At 38.0% G+C, this 17,101-nt stretch carries 9 protein-coding genes; 8 read left to right on the forward strand and 1 reads right to left on the reverse strand.

Annotated elements, in window-relative coordinates:
* Positions 1 to 148: 148 nt before the first annotated feature.
* Positions 149 to 1,354 carry a site-specific integrase gene (locus tag B2Z27_RS11295; RefSeq protein WP_190362239.1) on the reverse strand — a complete coding sequence of 402 codons (1,206 nt, stop codon included), beginning with the start codon at positions 1,352 to 1,354 and terminating at the stop codon, positions 149 to 151.
* 379 nt (positions 1,355 to 1,733) lie between these two features.
* Between B2Z27_RS11295 and B2Z27_RS11300 the strand changes: the two genes are divergently transcribed.
* The 8 genes from B2Z27_RS11300 (at position 1,734) to bglX (ending at position 17,075) form a co-directional block, all read left to right on the forward strand.
* On the forward strand, positions 1,734 to 4,490 hold the full coding sequence (locus tag B2Z27_RS11300; RefSeq protein ID WP_286813735.1) for a helix-turn-helix and ligand-binding sensor domain-containing protein: 2,757 nt from the start codon (positions 1,734 to 1,736) through the stop codon (positions 4,488 to 4,490).
* Positions 4,491 to 4,753: 263 nt separating this feature from the next.
* Positions 4,754 to 7,792 (forward strand): SusC/RagA family TonB-linked outer membrane protein, encoded by a 3,039-nt coding sequence (locus B2Z27_RS11305; RefSeq protein WP_286813736.1) that lies wholly within the window; start codon positions 4,754 to 4,756, stop codon positions 7,790 to 7,792.
* 10 nt (positions 7,793 to 7,802) lie between these two features.
* Positions 7,803 to 9,350: a RagB/SusD family nutrient uptake outer membrane protein gene (locus B2Z27_RS11310; protein ID WP_286813737.1), complete on the forward strand. Its 1,548-nt coding sequence runs from the start codon at positions 7,803 to 7,805 to the stop codon at positions 9,348 to 9,350.
* A 12-nt stretch (positions 9,351 to 9,362) separates the two neighbouring features.
* Positions 9,363 to 11,162, forward strand: a complete 1,800-nt coding sequence (locus tag B2Z27_RS11315; protein ID WP_286813738.1) for a LamG-like jellyroll fold domain-containing protein — start codon at positions 9,363 to 9,365, stop codon at positions 11,160 to 11,162.
* Positions 11,163 to 11,206: 44 nt separating this feature from the next.
* Entirely contained in the window at positions 11,207 to 12,565 is a 1,359-nt protein-coding gene (locus B2Z27_RS11320; protein WP_286813739.1) for a glucoamylase family protein, read from the forward strand.
* Positions 12,566 to 12,648: 83 nt separating this feature from the next.
* On the forward strand, positions 12,649 to 13,998 hold the full coding sequence (locus B2Z27_RS11325) for a glucoamylase family protein (protein WP_286813904.1): 1,350 nt from the start codon (positions 12,649 to 12,651) through the stop codon (positions 13,996 to 13,998).
* Positions 13,988 to 14,782, forward strand: a complete 795-nt coding sequence (locus B2Z27_RS11330; protein WP_286813740.1) for a prolyl oligopeptidase family serine peptidase — start codon at positions 13,988 to 13,990, stop codon at positions 14,780 to 14,782. The genes B2Z27_RS11325 and B2Z27_RS11330 overlap by 11 nt, the downstream gene beginning before the upstream one ends.
* A 22-nt stretch (positions 14,783 to 14,804) precedes the next feature.
* Positions 14,805 to 17,075, forward strand: coding sequence for a beta-glucosidase BglX (bglX, locus tag B2Z27_RS11335; protein ID WP_286813741.1), 2,271 nt, complete (start codon positions 14,805 to 14,807; stop codon positions 17,073 to 17,075).
* Positions 17,076 to 17,101 lie beyond the last annotated feature (26 nt).

The following is a 17,101-nucleotide window of genomic DNA, read 5'->3' on the forward strand; positions in this document are numbered from 1 at the left end:
TATGTTATTGACGTTCTATAGACAGTTTTTTACAGGAAAACTGCAAAAATTATGCCTTTTTAAATATTTATCTAATTCTAATTTCTTTAGGAGGTAAAAACTGGTGTAGGATACTAGGGCGATATTTCTATTTACTATAATTTACTTATTAAAAATTAATTACACTATCCAAAGCATCATCAGCATCTTTGTGAATAAAATTTGCTTGATAGCGAATGGTAGTTGTTACAGAAGAATGACGATATAATTTTTGCAGCATCTGAATAGGGATTTTATCCCCAGATATATTTCCGAAACTATGTCTTGCGATGTGCATACTGATGTTCTTTTTAATTCCCAATTGCTTAGCAGCAATCTTTAACCTTCTGTTTAAATTTCGAGTTATTGATTGTGTTCTTTTTGAAATTTCCTCAGCATTATTAAGGTCTATATCCCTCAATTGAGGAAACACTAGTCCATTGTTTTCTGATTCATCCTTATAGTTATTGAATATTCCAGTTGCTTTCTCAGGAACTTTTAGCGAAACCAGTTTACTGTTTTTATTCATTCTATAAAGTAGTCTTCCATCATTAAAATCCGTCCATTTTAATTGAAGGACATCACCAACCCGAATACCAGCAAAATAAAAACTGATTAGCCAAATATGAATTGCTTTTTGTTGAGCTTCTGTAATATCTTGAGCATTTTCTAACTTTTGTATTTCATCAGAAGTAAAGCCTATTTTTTGAGATTCAGGAATTCTAATTGTCATTTTGCCTTTACCAAAAGGATATAGCCCTCTATCAGTAATAGATTCTGCAATAGCAAGATTATAAATTGTTCTAATTAAAATAAGGTAGTTTACAACCGTTCTAGGGGAAAGCTTTTTGCTATGTATTAAATAAGTTTCAAATTTCTTTAGTAAGGCAACATTTAACTTGTTAAAAGGAAGCACATCCTTACCTAAAAATTCCTTAAACTTTTTTAAACGGCCAAACTCAGTATCATATTGATGATGTTTATTTCTATTTTTAAGATTTTTAAGGTGCATATTGGCAACAACAAAGAAATCAAATCCCTTGTTTTCTACTATCTTGTTTCTAATTTCTGCAACTGATTCGTACTCTGGTTTCATTTCAGATTTTAAAACCTTATCATTAGCTTCTGCAACTTTACTGACAATAAAATTATTGAGCACCTTTGAGTTTGGATGGGACTTCCGAACGTTACGATTTTTTTCGTCCCAAAATTTTTCATCAATATATTGTCCAGTATTTAGGAAAGAACTTTTACGGTCTTTAGTTATCCGTATAGCAATAGGGAACCGTCCAGCTTTATTCTTCTTTTTTCTCAAAACTACTCTTACCGTTGCCATATTAAAACTATTAGATTATAAAGATAATCATTTTAGGTACAACATAGGTACAACATTTGTTGGTTTTGTTTGCTATTATTTGATATTAAATAATATTAATCGTTACTTAATACGTTGTATTTCAGTGTATTTGCACTAGTTTAGCATACAAGTATCAAACACTCATAACCCGAAGGTCGCTGGTTCGAGTCCAGTCCCCGCTACTAAAACAAAAACCTCTGAGATTTCAGAGGTTTTTTTATGCAGTAAATTCTCCTAATGGGTTTTTGTCCAATTTCAAATCAACACCCTTAAACTTTATATTATTTTCATTAAGTTTTATTGAAAGTTGGTTTAACTTACCTTTAATGACTCCTTATTAAACATTTTTATCTAAAAGATGAAAACTAGATTACTTCTTATCATCACTTTGTGCATTATTCCTTTGTGGAGTAATGGGCAAAGCCTTTCCCCTCCAATTCAGAATTACAGTAGCTATGAATACAATGCCGCTAGTAAAAATTGGGGACTAACTATTGATGAGAACGGTGAATTATATGTGGCAAACAACATAGGCTTGCTTCACTTTAATGGCGAAAGTTGGACACTCAACAAACTGCCCAATAAAACGATAATACGCTCAACCGCATATGTGAATGGAAAAATTTATACCGGCTCTTATGAAGAATTCGGTTTTTGGAAAATGAATCCATACGGTTCATTAGAATACACCTCTTTAACCCATTTAATAAAAGAACACGAATTTACGAACGAGGAGTTCTGGCAAATAATACCTCTTAACAATGCCATCATTTTTCGATCCTTTTCAACCGTATATATTTACCGAAACAATGAAATAAGAGTTTTAGATGCTCCTTTTGTTGTTACAAATATTGCCAAGTATAAAAACGAGATTATTGTTGCCGGTGAACAACGTAGATTATATCGTATTAAAGACAATACACTTGCTCCCTTGGAATCTCAGGAAATATTGGAAGGAAAAACTATTGTAGATATGGTTTCCTTTGGAGACAATCTACTTATCGGCACCAAACTTAATGGCTGTTATATGCTCAACAATGGTCTAATAGCTCCATTGGACGACGCTATAAACAACGAGCTAAAAGACCACCAACTGAACAAAGTATTGTCTCTCGACAAAAATACAATTGCATTTGGCACTATTAAGAACGGCATCTACACTTATGATGTTAAGCACAATACCTTTCAAAACCTCAACAAAGCACTGGGACTGCAGAACAATACCGTTTTGGCCATGCTGCATTATAAAGAACAATTATGGCTGGGTCTAGATAATGGTATAGATAAAATTCAATTGAAAAACCCTATTACTTATTATACCGACCATTCAGGTGTTTTAGGTACCGTTTATGATCTTGTAGATCATGAGGGCGAGCTATATTTGGGCAGTAATACCGGTATTTATCATTTTAAGGATGACCAGTTGCAATTTGTACCTGGATCACAGGGGCATGTTTGGGATTTGGAAATTATAGACGGAGATTTATTCTGTGGTCATAACACAGGTACTTTTATTTTAAAAAATGATAAGCTCAACAAAGTGTCCGACATTTCCGGGGGATATCAAATAGCCAAAATCCCTGAAACACAATCTTCTTATATTCAGGGTACATATACCGGTTTAGCAAATTTTAAAAAGGGGGAAAACGGAAATTGGATCACCAGCCGTATTACCGGCATTGACTTTCCCGTAAAGCAATTATGTTTTGAAAACGCTACAACTTTATGGGCGGCACATCCATATAAAGGGCTTTTTAAAATAACCATGAACGGTACGCACACAAAAGTGCTATCAACAACAGAAATTAAAACTGGTGCCATACCCAACACTTACAACATCAAATTGTACAATATTAAAAACCAAATAATACTATCTAGTGAAGGTAATTGGTTCAAATATGATCCAATAGCTGATATTATATCGGAATTTGAAGAGTTTAAAGATTATGTAAATATGGATCTTGTCAACTATAATTCAACAAGTTATTGGTTTTTTGATAATGATAATCAGAAAAAAATTATTCATACAGACCTTGGTGATAATCAATTTACATTAGATGATGCCCTTCTTAGAAAAAGACTTGCTATAGAAACGGAAACCATAGTAAACTATAATGATTCCATATATTACTTTACCCTTACCGACGGGTTTGGAAAACTTAACCTGAATAAATTTGAAAATGAATTAAAAAATGTAGCATTACCAATACCCAGATTAAGTTCTTTTCAAGATGAAAAAGAAACGTATTTATTAAATAATTCAAGTTTTAAAATACCCTTTAACAAATCCAAATCTTTACTTATTAATGTTTCCGCTGGCAGTATTAAACAGTATACCTATTTCTATGAACTTACAGGCACAATTGATCAGTCTAACTATTTGGATCATGGTACCATTCAACTTCAAAACCTACCCTTTGGAGATTACACGCTAAAAGTTCATACCGTTAGTATTGGTAATGAACTATCTGCCCCAAAGATTATTGAATTTAAAATTTTGAGGCCTTGGTATTTTTCCAATTGGAGTTTATTGGGCTATCTACTATTGATTATTGCGGCCATTCTTTTAGTCCGCTGGTACAACAGGCAAAAATTGGCTAAAAAGCATAACCAACTAAAGGTTCAAATGCAACGGGAACAAGATGAACGTTTGGCACAAATAGAGAAAGAAAAATTAGAAAAAGAAATTAAGAGAAAACAGACAGAACTGGCAAGAACCACCATGAGTGTTGCCAAAAAAAACGAATTGATCATAGAGCTAAAAGATATGATTGCATTAAATCAAGAAGCCTTTAGCAACAAACAGCGCTTTAAGTCGCTATCTAAAAAACTTGATAGCTCTTTGGATGAAGACCAAGACTGGAAACATTTTGAAGTAAGTTTTAAAGAACTGCATGAAGATTTTTTTGAAAATCTTTTAAAGAAATATCCAAAATTAACACCCAAGGATTTAAGATTATGTGCTTATCTCAAGATGAATCATACCACAAAAGAGATTGCTCCGTTAATGGGTATTTCTGTTCGTGGTGTTGAGATCCACAGATATCGTCTTCGCAAAAAATTGAATATAGACAGCTCGCAAAACCTATCTAATTACCTCATTAAATTTAAATAAAACATCAATTAATAATTTTTACAACCACCACTCGTATTAAGAATGCGTTAATTAGCTACATCATTACTACATCAAAACGTTAATTTTTACTTTTCCATTAACACATTTACTACTGCAAAACCCCATAATCAAGGCTTTTCACGCACTACACACTATTGATGTACTTTTTATGTAGTTCAATAAAATTTAACTGCTCCTTGTTTTGATAACTTGCTATCAAAATTAACAACTTGATAATTTTACAACTCAATTTTTAAACAATTATGAAAATAGGAATCAAATTTTTAACATTCTGCATTTTAATGACCCACTTGGCGGTTTTTGCGCAAAATGGAATTTCGGTTTCGGGAACTGTTATTGACGAAGGTGGTCAACCATTACCTGGTGCAAGTATTATAATTAAAGGTACTACTACAGGAACCCAAACTGATTTTGACGGTCTATATGTTTTAAACGATGTACCTAGTGATGGTACTCTAGTAATCAGTTACATTGGCTACTCTTCCCAAGAAGTTTTGGTGAACGGTCAATCAACTATTGACATAAGCTTATCTGAAGATTCTCAAACTTTAGATGAAGTGGTTGTCGTGGGTTACGGTACTCAGAAAAAGGCAGATCTTACTGGATCTATTACGACCATTAAAACAGAAGATATCACTAGAACGCCAACGAGTGCGGCCATGCAATCCTTACAGGGTAAAGTAGCAGGTCTTCAGGTAGTAAGTAGCGGAGCTCCCGGTACAGGACCAACAATTAGGGTTCGTGGTATTGGATCATACGTAGGTGGCGCATCAGACCCACTATATGTAGTTGATGGTACCTTTTTCGATGACATCGATTTTCTTAATACAGAGGATATTGAAACTATCTCTGTTCTTAAGGATGCCTCTGCCTCCGCAATATACGGGGTACGTGCCGCTAATGGTGTAGTATTGATCGAAACCAAATCGGGTAAAACCAACCAAAAACCAGAAATTACATATAATGGTTACCAAGGGGTACAAATTGCACAAAATGTGGTTACACTTTCAAACAGTGAACAGTTTGCTACCTTGGCAAGAGAATCTGGTTCTGCTGCCGAGGCACAGTCTATTGAAAATGCCATACAACGATATGGAAGAAGTAGAATCAACCCTAATGTACCAGATGTCAACACAGATTGGTACGATTTAATTTTACGTCATGCCCTTCAACAGAACCACAGTATTGGTGTTGCCGGTGGTACGGAAGCCGTAACATATTCATTAGGCTTAAACTACTTTGAACAAGAAGGTATTTTGAACATGAAGAATGAATACCAAAGGTTCAATATTAGGTCTAAGGTAAATGTGGATATTACCAATCGCTTAGATATTGGTATCTCTACCCTTTTTAGCAATGCTACAAGTTATAGACCGGAAAACACGGCTTTTGCTTTGGCATATTATGCAACGCCTACAATGCCTGTACTAGATCCTTCTAAAACAGATGCATACCCAAAACCTTATGCGAATGCACAAGATTTAGGATACAGAGGTACGCAGAATCCTTTTCCTATAATGGAAAATACCGAGAACCGAGACAAGATCAGAAATACCTTAACTACGGTGGACTTGAACTATCAATTAGTTCCGGATAAATTAACACTAAAAACTGCTTTTTACCACAACTTTGAGACTACAGAAACTAGAGAAGTACGTTTACCTTACTTTTTTGGAAATGGTAACGCATTTAGGGAAAATGCCGAGTTAGTAAAAAGAAACCAAACTTTTTCTGAACAAACATGGGACAACACGTTAACCTATGACGATAGCTATGGCAAACATAACCTAACGGCATTGGTAGGTACTTCTTACAGAGACCGCTCTTATGAGCAATTAGAGGCTAAGGGACTTAACTTTCCCAACGGACCCGGTATTGGCGATGAATCTTATTTCTTGGATTTAGCAAAAACGATTGATGTAGATGGCGTAGGTGATGACGGTCTTAGACAATATTTTTTCTCATACTTTGGGCGAATTGCTTATAACTTTGATAGCAAATACTTGCTCTATGGTACGTTTAGAGCTGACGGAACAAGTAAATATCAAGAGAAATGGGGCTATTTCCCAACCGTTGGTGTGGGCTGGGTGGTTTCCGAAGAATCTTTCTTGGAGAACAGTAACGTTATTGATTTTTTAAAATTGAGAGCCAGTTGGGGTGAGTTAGGTAATGCAAACGTTGCAGCCAGTACCGGTGGTATTACCTCAACAGAGGTAGATGCCGCTTTTGGTGATGTTCGTTATCCAGGCTTAGTAACCAGCAGTGATTTTGAAGCCCTAAAGTGGGAGGTTACTGCAGAGACCAACGTAGGTTTGACCGCCAGATTATTCGATAATAAATTAACCATAGATTCTGATTACTACGTAAGGGAAACTCGTGATGCGGTTATACCGGTATCTAGATTGTTAGTACCAGGTGAAACCAGACAGAACGTGGGCGTCATTAGAAACTCCGGTTTTGAAATAGTTGCCAATTGGAATCAGAAAGTATCGGACAACTTTAGCTTTAGTGTTGGGGGTAATTTCTCAACTCTTGATAATGAGGTATTAGACTTAGCGGGACAAGAAAATCTAACTTCTGGTGGCGACACTGCCCAACGTACCGTTGTTGGCGGCACCATTAATCCGTTCTTCGGATTAAAAGTAGACGGTGTTTATCAGACCGATGAAGAAATTTTATCGGATCCTGCGGCACAAGCTGCAATTGCCAATGGTTTAACCGTAGCGCCAGGAGATTTAAAATTCGTTGATCAAAACGGAGATATGGTAATTGATGCCCAAGATAGAGTGGATCTTGGCTCATATCTTCCAACATATTCTTTCGGATTCAATTTTGGAATGAATTATAAAGCGTGGGATTTTAATTTAAATGTAATTGGTCAAGGCGGTAATGTCATTGCCAACCAAAAACGTTTTGCCATTCGCCAGACACCAGATGCCAATATAGATAGAGATTTCGCCGTAAATAGATGGAACGGTGCCGGTAGTACCAATAGCTATCCATCGGCAAGAGGTATCAGAAACCCTTGGAGCAACCAGTTCTTAAGCAGTTTTTTTGTTGAAAAGGGAGATTTTGTGAGACTACAGAACGTAACATTAGGGTATACGCTACCAAAACTTAATAGCAAATTCAATCCTGATATAAGATTCTATATCACCGCAGAGCGTCCATTGACATTCTTCAACTATAACGGATTTACTCCTGAAGTTTCTGATGGTAGAGACACACAGGTTTACCCTATACCCGGTGTATACACCTTTGGCGTAAATATTAAAATTTAAACATACAGCTATGAAATATATAAAAGTTAAGAAACTAACAGTGCTTTTAGCCTTTCTAGGTACTGTACTAATAGGTTGTTCAGACGATCTGGACCAACCGGAACTGAATAATAATTTTGCGGGAGGAACCGATTTCTCCCAAACCGATGATATGATTTTTTCATTGATAGGAGTTTACCAATCTGTTGCAGATAGAGGTTGGGAACAGCCACTAGTAGTTGCTACAAGAGGTGATGATGTTAATGCAGCGGGTGACCAACAAGGTCTAAAAAATCAAGACCGTTATGTGTACGACAACTCCTTCTTTGGATCAAGAACATTATGGGAAACGTATTATGGCGATATCATAGGTGCACATACGGGTATGGAACAGATTGAAAGATATATGGAATTTGCAGATGATGAGGGCATCGCTTTAGGCAATCAATATATCGCCGAGGCAAAAGTTTTACGTGCCGTGCTGCTTTTTCAACTATCGCAAGTGTATGGTTCGGTATTCATTCCTACCTCATCAAACTTAAATGATTTTGCAGACGTAACATCCGTACCTAGTAAAGATGAAGTTATGCAACACATTTCGGATCAAATGGACGAAGCAATTCCGTTCTTGCTTGACCTAAGACCAAATGAAAGAACTGACCTACCTGGCGGCGTTACCAAGTACACCGCTTTAATGATAAAGGCAGAGGCAAATCAAGAACTAAAAAACTACCAAGCCGTAGCAGATGCAACTGGTGAAATTATTGCTTCTGGAAAGTTCAGTTTGTTCCCAGATTATTACGAACTGTTTAAAACTCCCGGTAAACTAAGCGACGAAAATTTATTTGAATTTCAATACTCGGATTTCGGCAATGGTGAGGGTGATAGGGTAAGCCACTTGTACGCTCCATATGGTCCAAACTCATGGAATCCGGAGGTTGATGGTTCTAGTAATGGCTGGGGATTCTTTGAACCTAGCTTAAAATATATAGAATTCATGTTGGACAGGGGCGAGACCGATCGTCTGGAAACTTCGGTTTTCTTTAGTCAAAAGGGTATTGACAGTTTGATCGCTACTACGCCTTATACCGCAGAAACCCTACCTTCATTTGTATCTCCCATTACCAGGGATGGTGATGAAAATACTTCAACGGTTCGTTCCATATTTTCAAGTGGAAAACACTATTTACCTACCAATCAATTAATACCTGGCCGTACGGCTTATGGCAGTAACAAGAACAACATTGTTTTTCGTTACTCAGAAACATTGCTAATGTATGCCGAAGCTCTAGTTCAAGGTGCCAATAATTCTGTAATGACTGCAGATGAGGCGGTAAACCAAGTAAGGGCAAGAGCAAATATGGCTCCATTAAGTGGGGTTACCCTTGATCAAATCGTGGATGAAAAATATGCAGAACTTTCAATGGAATGGGGAAAGCGTTTTTTCGATATGGTACGCTTGGGCAGGTATGATGAACTAAGTTTTGATGGCAGAACATTTACGGAAGACAGGGCTTTTGTAACCTATCATCAAGATCAGATAGACGAGTTTCCAATATTAGGTGAAATAGCAAACTAAAAACCAACTACAATGAAATATTTTAAACACATTATTACATTTTGGTTGGCTGCCTTTATTTTGGTAGCCTGCGAAGATGGTATAGATTCTCTTACCGAAGTTGACCCAGGCGCAGATGAAACGGCTCCTAGCATTACCATTACATCTCCAACAGAAGGTTTGGCAGTAAAAGTTAATGAAGAATTAGCAACTATTACCATAAAATTTGAAGCTCAAGATGATATAGAATTAGCTTCTGTCAACGTTGCTTTAGATGGAACAACTATTAAAAGCTATGCTGATTTTCTGGATTACAGAAGGTTGGTAGTTGATGATTTGGTTTATGACCAATTAGCGGATGGTGATCATGTTCTTACCGTAACGGCCACAGACCTAGATGGTAAAACTACTAACGGCACGGTCAATTTTACAAAAGAGCCAGCCTATGTTATTAAATATCCTGGTGAAATTTTATATATGCCTTTTGATGGCGCGTATGTTGACCTGATCAGTTTTGAAGAAGCCGAAGAATTTGGTACACCTTCTATTAGTGAAGATAACATTGCTGGAGACGGCGCTTACCAAGGTGCAACCGATACGTATTTGACCTTAGACCCTGAACGATTCAAGAATGCAGAATTCAGTGCTATCTTTTGGATGAAAATCAACAGTTCTCCCGATCGTGCAGGTGTATTGACTATGAGTGCGCCTTTAGTGAATGGCGCAGACAATGACCTTTCTAAAGGGTTTAGATTTTTCCGCGAAAATGCTAATGGCAATCAACGTTTTAAATTAAATGTAGGTTCTGGTGATGCAGGTACTTGGTTTGATGGCGGCGAGGCTGCAGACGTAGATCCTTCTTCAGGAGAATGGGTAAACTTCGCATTTACCATTTCCGATGCTGAAGCCGTAGTATATATTGACGGTCAAATTGCCAGTGAAGGTGCTTTTAGCGGAATTGATTGGACAGATGTTAATGTGCTTTCCATCATGTCTGGCGCCCCTAACTTTACAGCATGGGGTCACTTATCAGATGAAAGCTTAATGGATGAACTTCGTATTTTCAACAGAGCAATTTCTCAAGATGAAGTTCAACAAATAATGGCTGACGATTCAGGTGAATTCGTTTCTTCCTACCCTCCTACTTTTGATGGTGAAATGTTCTATATGCCTTTTGATGGTAGTTACAATGAACGTTTTAGAGACATTGACGCTACCGTTGTAGGTACACCTGGTTATGCCGGTGAAAGCGTAGAAGGTGATAATGCTTATGCCGGTGCAGCAGATTCTTATTTAACGTTTCCAACAAATGAATCCGGAGCGCTTACTACAGAGGAATTTAGTGCAACATTATGGTACAAATTGAATGCAGACCCAACAAGAGGTTCCATCTTAGTTATGGGTCCAGAAGATGTGGACAACGCAGGTTACCCAGATGTACAGAACAAACGCACAAACGGATTCCGATTCTTTAGGGAAGGTGATGCAACAAGACAAGTATTTAAGTTGAATGTGGGTAATGGTGACGGTGAATCTTGGTTTGATGGTGGCGATGCGGCTGCACTGGATCCTACTACTACAGACTGGGTGCACTTGGCTTTTACCATCTCCGGTAATGAATGTGTGGTTTACTTTGATGGAGAAGTTGTTGCTCAAGGTGACTTTACAGGCGTAGATTGGACAGGTTGTGATCTATTATCCATAGGTTCAGGCGCTCCAAGGTTTACAGAATGGGGACATGGTTTTGACCTTAGTTTTATTGATGAGCTAAGATTATACAACAAAGCACTGACCCAACAAGAAATTCAAGATATAAGACAAGCAGGTCTTTAAGCACGATAATAGTTTAGTTTAAATTAGTTAATGTAGTAGATTTTATGAGGTTATTTTTAATTTCAATGACCATTGCAACTTTGTTAGTGGGTTGTAATGGTCAATCCTCTAAGTCCAAACTTAGAGATCAAGACAAACAAAAAGAAGACATCAAATTAACGGATGAACAATTATTGGATTCCGTACAAAAGCAGACATTCAATTATTTTTGGGAAGGTGCAGAACCTACATCAGGGCTGGCAAGAGAAAGAATTCATTTAGATGATATTTATCCAACCCACCATAAGGATATTATTACCATAGGTGGTTCAGGTTTTGGTGTAATGGCAATTTTAGTTGGTATTGAAAGAGAATTCATTACACGCGAAATGGGTCTTGAAAGATTGGAAAAAGCTGTAGATTTTCTTGACAATGCCGATCGTTTTCATGGCGCATGGCCACACTGGCTTACTCCAGATGGTAAAATGACTCCGTTCAGCAAAAAAGATAATGGGGGAGACCTGGTAGAAACCGCATTTCTTATTGAAGGCTTATTGACCGTTAAAGAATATTTTAAAGACGGTAATGAACGTGAACAAGCACTTGCCCAACACATACAACAACTATGGGAAGAAGTGGAATGGGATTGGTATACCAAAGGTGAAAACGTACTGTACTGGCACTGGTCCCCGGAGTATGAATGGGATATGAACTTCCCAGTAGGTGGTTATAACGAAGCTTTGATCATGTACATTTTGGCAGCGGCATCTCCTACCCATCCTATTAAAAAAGAAGTTTATGACAAAGGCTGGGCTAGAAATGGCGCTATAACAAAAGATACCACTTTTTACGGTCTACCCACCGTTTTAGATCATTATGAAAGTGATGCATCTCCCGTAGGCCCTATGTTCTGGGCTCACTATTCTTTTACCGGTTTAAACCCAAAAGGTTTAAAAGACCAATATGCAGATTACTGGGAATTGAACCATAATCATACCATGATACAGTACAAATATGCCGTTGACAACCCTAAGAATTTCAAAGGGTACGGAGATGACCTTTGGGGGCTTACGTCCAGCTATTCTATTAAAGGATATGACGGACATAGACCAGATAGGGATATCAGCGTTATTTCCCCAACTGCGGCACTGTCTTCCATGCCATATGCCCCTAAGGAAAGTATGGCATTTTTAAGAAACCTGTACACCAACCATGATACGCTTGTGGGTAAATACGGTCCATATGATGCCTTTAGTTTGGAAAAAAACTGGGTATTGCCTAGATATTTAGCTATTGACCAAGGTCCTATTCCGGTGATGATAGAAAATCATAGAAGCGGATTATTCTGGATGCTTTTTATGACCAACAAAGACGTAATTAACGGGTTGGATAAATTAGGATTTTCAGTAGCATCTACAAAATGAAGGGCAAAAACCGACATAGGTACCAAAAGAAAGCACTCCAAAAGGCGTTCGCTATATTCTTGGGAATCTTAACGATGACGGTAATGGCGTGCTCCTCATCGGAACCCGATGCCCCAACTGGGCAATCTGAGCTACCGGAAACACCAACAGAGCCAGAACCAGACCCTGAAGTACCCGAAATTACGGATGAGGAACTTTTAGACCTTACCCAACGTGAAACTTTCAAATACTTTTGGGATTATGCCGAAGCAAACTCTGGTGCGGCACGTGAACGTTTTCACCCCAATGAACCATCTAACGACCCAAATACGGTTAGTATTGGCGGTACAGGTTTTGGATTAATGGCACTGATCATCGGTATAGAAAGAGGTTTTATTAGCAGAAACGAATCTGTAGAACGTATTGATCAAATCTTAAGTTTTCTGGAAACTGCCGATCGTTTTCACGGTGCGTGGCCACACTGGCTAGATGGTACCAATGGTACCGTTAGACCTTTTAGCGAAATGGACAATGGTGGCGACCTTGTAGAAACCGCATTTTTGGCGCAAGGCTTGATCTGTATTAAAGAATATTTTAAAGATGGTGACGATACCGAAAAGTCTTTAGCGAATAAAGCTGACACCCTTTGGAAAGGGGTTGAGTGGAACTGGTACACGCAAGATAAAAATAGCCTGTACTGGCACTGGAGTCCCAATTTTGGTTTTGATATCAACTTAGAACTTAAAGGGTATAATGAAGTAATGATTGCTTATATAATGGCTGCCGCTTCACCAGAATATTCCATTGAAAAAGATGTGTACACCAACGGCTGGGCATCTAACGGAGCTATTAGTGATGCTACCAGTGCATATAATATTCCATTAGTGGTGGATCACGCAGGAAACTCCGCTAACGGTGGACCATTATTTTTTTCGCATTATTCTTATTTAGGGCTGCGACCACAAAACTTGAACGACGAATTTGTTGATTATGGTGCTGCGGCCATCAACCATGCTAAAATCAATTATCTGTACTGCGTAGAAAATCCTAAAAATTTCATCGATTATGGCGAAAATTGCTGGGGATTAACGGCTAGCTACTCCAGAAACACAGATGGCACTTTAGGGTATAACGCACATAGCCCAAGTAATGACACAGGCATAATATCTCCAACAGCGGCTATAAGCTCCATTCCTTACACTCCGGAAGAATCCCTAAAAGCGCTACGCTATTTTTATCAGCATAAAGATAAATTATTGGGACCTGCAGGATTTTATGATGCTTTTAGTCCGCAAAACAATTTTTGGGTTGCGGAAGCCTATTTGGCAATTGACCAAGGACCTGAAATCATAATGATAGAAAACTACAGAACGGGCTTACTTTGGAATCTTTTTATGCAGAATGAAGACATTCAAAATGGTCTTAACAAACTAGGTTTTACGTATGAAAAATAAACACTTGTTTCTTCTCGCCATAATTCTTGTGTGCAGCTATACAGCTTTTGCACAAGATAGCAGCTTATTTGAAAAGAAAGAATTGATCGTAAAAGGTGATACGTTGCCATATAGAATGCTATACCCAGAAAATTTTGATACGGAAAAAACTTATCCGTTGATCTTATTTTTACATGGTGCAGGTGAAAGAGGCAATGACAACCAAAAACAATTAACACATGGTAGTGCTTTATTTCTTGATCAAAACAATAGAACCAAATTTCCCGCAATTGTTATTATGCCACAATGCCCTAAAGATGATTATTGGGCTCAGGTAAACGTAGATCGTAGCAACTACCCTGTTCAATTGGACTTTCAATTTAAAAAAGGACCAACCAAGGCAATGGACCTTGTGCTGCAATTATTGGAAAATTATGAAAAAGAAGACTTTGTAGATAAAAACAAAACTTATGTCATGGGGCTTTCTATGGGCGGTATGGGCACCTATGAACTTTTAGCAAGACAACCAGACCGTTTTGCTGCCGCAATTGCAATATGTGGAGCGGGCGACGCAACTTACGCAACAAATTACGCGAAGAAAATTCCTGTATGGGCATTTCATGGTGCTCATGATAACGTTGTTGCCCCTTTACAAACAATGGAAATGGTTAGTGCTTTACTACATGAGGGAGCTTTCCCCCGGCTTACCTTATATGATTTTGCCAACCATAATAGTTGGGATCCTGCTTTTACAGAACCAGATTTACTACCATGGCTTTTCTCTAACTCCTTGAACAAAGAATAAAAGGTCATTAAAACCGATATTTATGTCTCATACCTTTAAATTACTACCATTACTCCTATTGTCTTTTGCCATTTCTAAAATGTCTGCGCAAGAAACCATACCTGAAGTTGAAGCCTTATTGAGCAAAATGACTTTAGATGAAAAGATAGGACAGCTAAATCTATTGACACCTGGTGGCGGTATTGCTACGGGGTCTGTTGTAAGTGAAAATGTTGAAGCAAAAATAAAAGCTGGTCAAGTAGGTGGTTTATTTGGTGTATCAGGACCAGAGAAAGTTAGGCAGGCACAAGAAATAGCGATAAAAAATTCTAGATTAAAAATTCCTTTATTAATAGGTTCCGATATTATTCACGGTTACAAAACCACCTACCCTATTCCATTGGGTGTGGCTTCTAGTTGGAATATGGAACTAATTGAAAGTGCCGCAAAAATGGCTGCAAAAGAAGCTACCGCAGATGGTATTAACTGGAATTTTTCACCAATGGTAGATATATCCCGTGATGCCAGATGGGGAAGAATTTCTGAAGGTTCTGGCGAAGACCCATACTTAGGATCGGCTATTGCAAAGGCAATGGTAAAAGGTTACCAAGGAAAAGATTTAAAAAATGCGTATACCATGATGGCCACGGTTAAGCATTTGGCATTGTACGGTGCCGTTGAAGCTGGGCGTGATTATAATTCGGTTGATATGAGTAAGGTAAAAATGTACAACCAGTACCTACCACCGTACCAAGCAGCTGTAGATGCCGGCGTAGGTAGCGCCATGACATCTTTTAATGATATTGACGGTATACCTGCTACTGGGAATAAATGGTTGATTACGGACCTATTAAGAAAGCAATGGGGCTTTAAAGGTTTTGTTGTTTCTGATTATACTTCTGTAAATGAAATGACCGCGCATGGATTGGGAGACCTGCAAGCTGTTTCTGCCCAAGCCATTAATGCGGGACTTGATATGGATATGGTGGGCGAAGGTTTTTTGACCACACTTAAGAAATCCGTACAAGAAGGCAAGGTAACCAAAGAAGCCATTACCATTGCCTGTAGAAGGATTTTAACCGCAAAGCATCAATTGGGACTATTTGATGACCCTTATAAATACTCGGACACTTCAAGACCTAAAAAGGATATCCTGACCGCAGAAAACAGAGCAGCTGCCAGAAAAATTGCCACACAATCCTTTGTACTTCTCAAAAACGAGAACAACATACTTCCTTTAAAAAAAGATGCTAAAATCGCATTGGTTGGTCCTTTGGCAAATGATAAAAACAATATGCTGGGTACATGGGCACCCACAGGTGACCCTCAATTATCCATTCCGGTTTTAGAAGGTTTAAAAAATGTAGCTCCAAAAGCTAAGATAACGTACGCCAAAGGGGCTAATATCACCAATGACCCTGAACTGGCTTCACGTGCCAATGTTTTTGGGCTACGCGTAGATATTGATAAACGATCGCCAGATGCCATGATTACAGAAGCTTTGCAAAACACTAAAAATGCAGACGTCATCGTTGCCGTGGTCGGGGAAGCTTCAGAGTTTGCAGGGGAAGCAGCTAGTAGAACCGAAATTTCAATACCTCAGAGTCAAAAAAAATTAATCAATGCCTTGGCAGAGACTGGCAAACCTGTGGTATTGGTACTTTTTAGTGGAAGACCACTGACCATCGCAGAAGAATTTAACCTACCGGTAAGTATTCTACAAGTTTGGAACCCTGGTGTTGAAGCCGGTAACGCTATTGCAGATGTGCTTTTTGGAGATTATAATCCGTCAGGTAAATTAACGGCAAGTTGGCCTAGAAACGTAGGGCAAATCCCCATATACCACAGTATGAAAAATACAGGTAGACCAGCACCTACCCATACATTTGAAAAGTTCAAATCCAATTACCTGGATAGTGAACTATCTCCCCTTTTCCCTTTTGGTTATGGGCTGAGTTATACCACATTTGAGTATAGTGCAATAGCTATTGACAAGAAAAAAATAGCACAAGATGAAGCTGTAAATATCTCGTTTACCGTAAAAAACACTGGTAATTATGATGGTGAAGAAGTAGTTCAGCTCTACTTAAAAGATGAGGTCCGTAGTATAACACCTCCAAAAAGACAGCTTAAGGGTTTTAAAAAAATATTCCTGAAAAAAGGGGAAAGCCAAAGAGTGACTATCTCCCTTTCTGCAAATGATTTAAAATTCTATAACAGTGAATTAAAATTTGTAGCTGAACCAGGGAAATTTATTGTTTTCGTAGGTGGAAATTCCAATGCTGAGATGTCTACTGAATTTGAACTGGAATAAATCTTTGATCCAATATTTAGAATAAA

The organism is Maribacter sp. UBA3344 (assembly GCF_002362375.1).
Taxonomy (GTDB): Bacteria; Bacteroidota; Bacteroidia; order Flavobacteriales; family Flavobacteriaceae; genus Maribacter; species Maribacter dokdonensis.

What these genes read in the sequence shown, in the direction of transcription:
- B2Z27_RS11315 (WP_286813738.1), top strand. Translation starts at nt 9,363, where the DNA reads ATGAAATATTTTAAACACATTATTACATTTTGGTTGGCTGCCTTTATT.
- B2Z27_RS11320 (WP_286813739.1), top strand. Translation starts at nt 11,207, where the DNA reads ATGAGGTTATTTTTAATTTCAATGACCATTGCAACTTTGTTAGTGGGT.
- B2Z27_RS11300 (WP_286813735.1), top strand. Translation starts at nt 1,734, where the DNA reads ATGAAAACTAGATTACTTCTTATCATCACTTTGTGCATTATTCCTTTG.
- bglX (WP_286813741.1), top strand. Translation starts at nt 14,805, where the DNA reads ATGTCTCATACCTTTAAATTACTACCATTACTCCTATTGTCTTTTGCC.
- B2Z27_RS11325 (WP_286813904.1), top strand. Translation starts at nt 12,649, where the DNA reads ATGGCGTGCTCCTCATCGGAACCCGATGCCCCAACTGGGCAATCTGAG.
- B2Z27_RS11305 (WP_286813736.1), top strand. Translation starts at nt 4,754, where the DNA reads ATGAAAATAGGAATCAAATTTTTAACATTCTGCATTTTAATGACCCAC.
- B2Z27_RS11295 (WP_190362239.1), bottom strand. Translation starts at nt 1,354, where the DNA reads ATGGCAACGGTAAGAGTAGTTTTGAGAAAAAAGAAGAATAAAGCTGGA.
- B2Z27_RS11330 (WP_286813740.1), top strand. Translation starts at nt 13,988, where the DNA reads ATGAAAAATAAACACTTGTTTCTTCTCGCCATAATTCTTGTGTGCAGC.
- B2Z27_RS11310 (WP_286813737.1), top strand. Translation starts at nt 7,803, where the DNA reads ATGAAATATATAAAAGTTAAGAAACTAACAGTGCTTTTAGCCTTTCTA.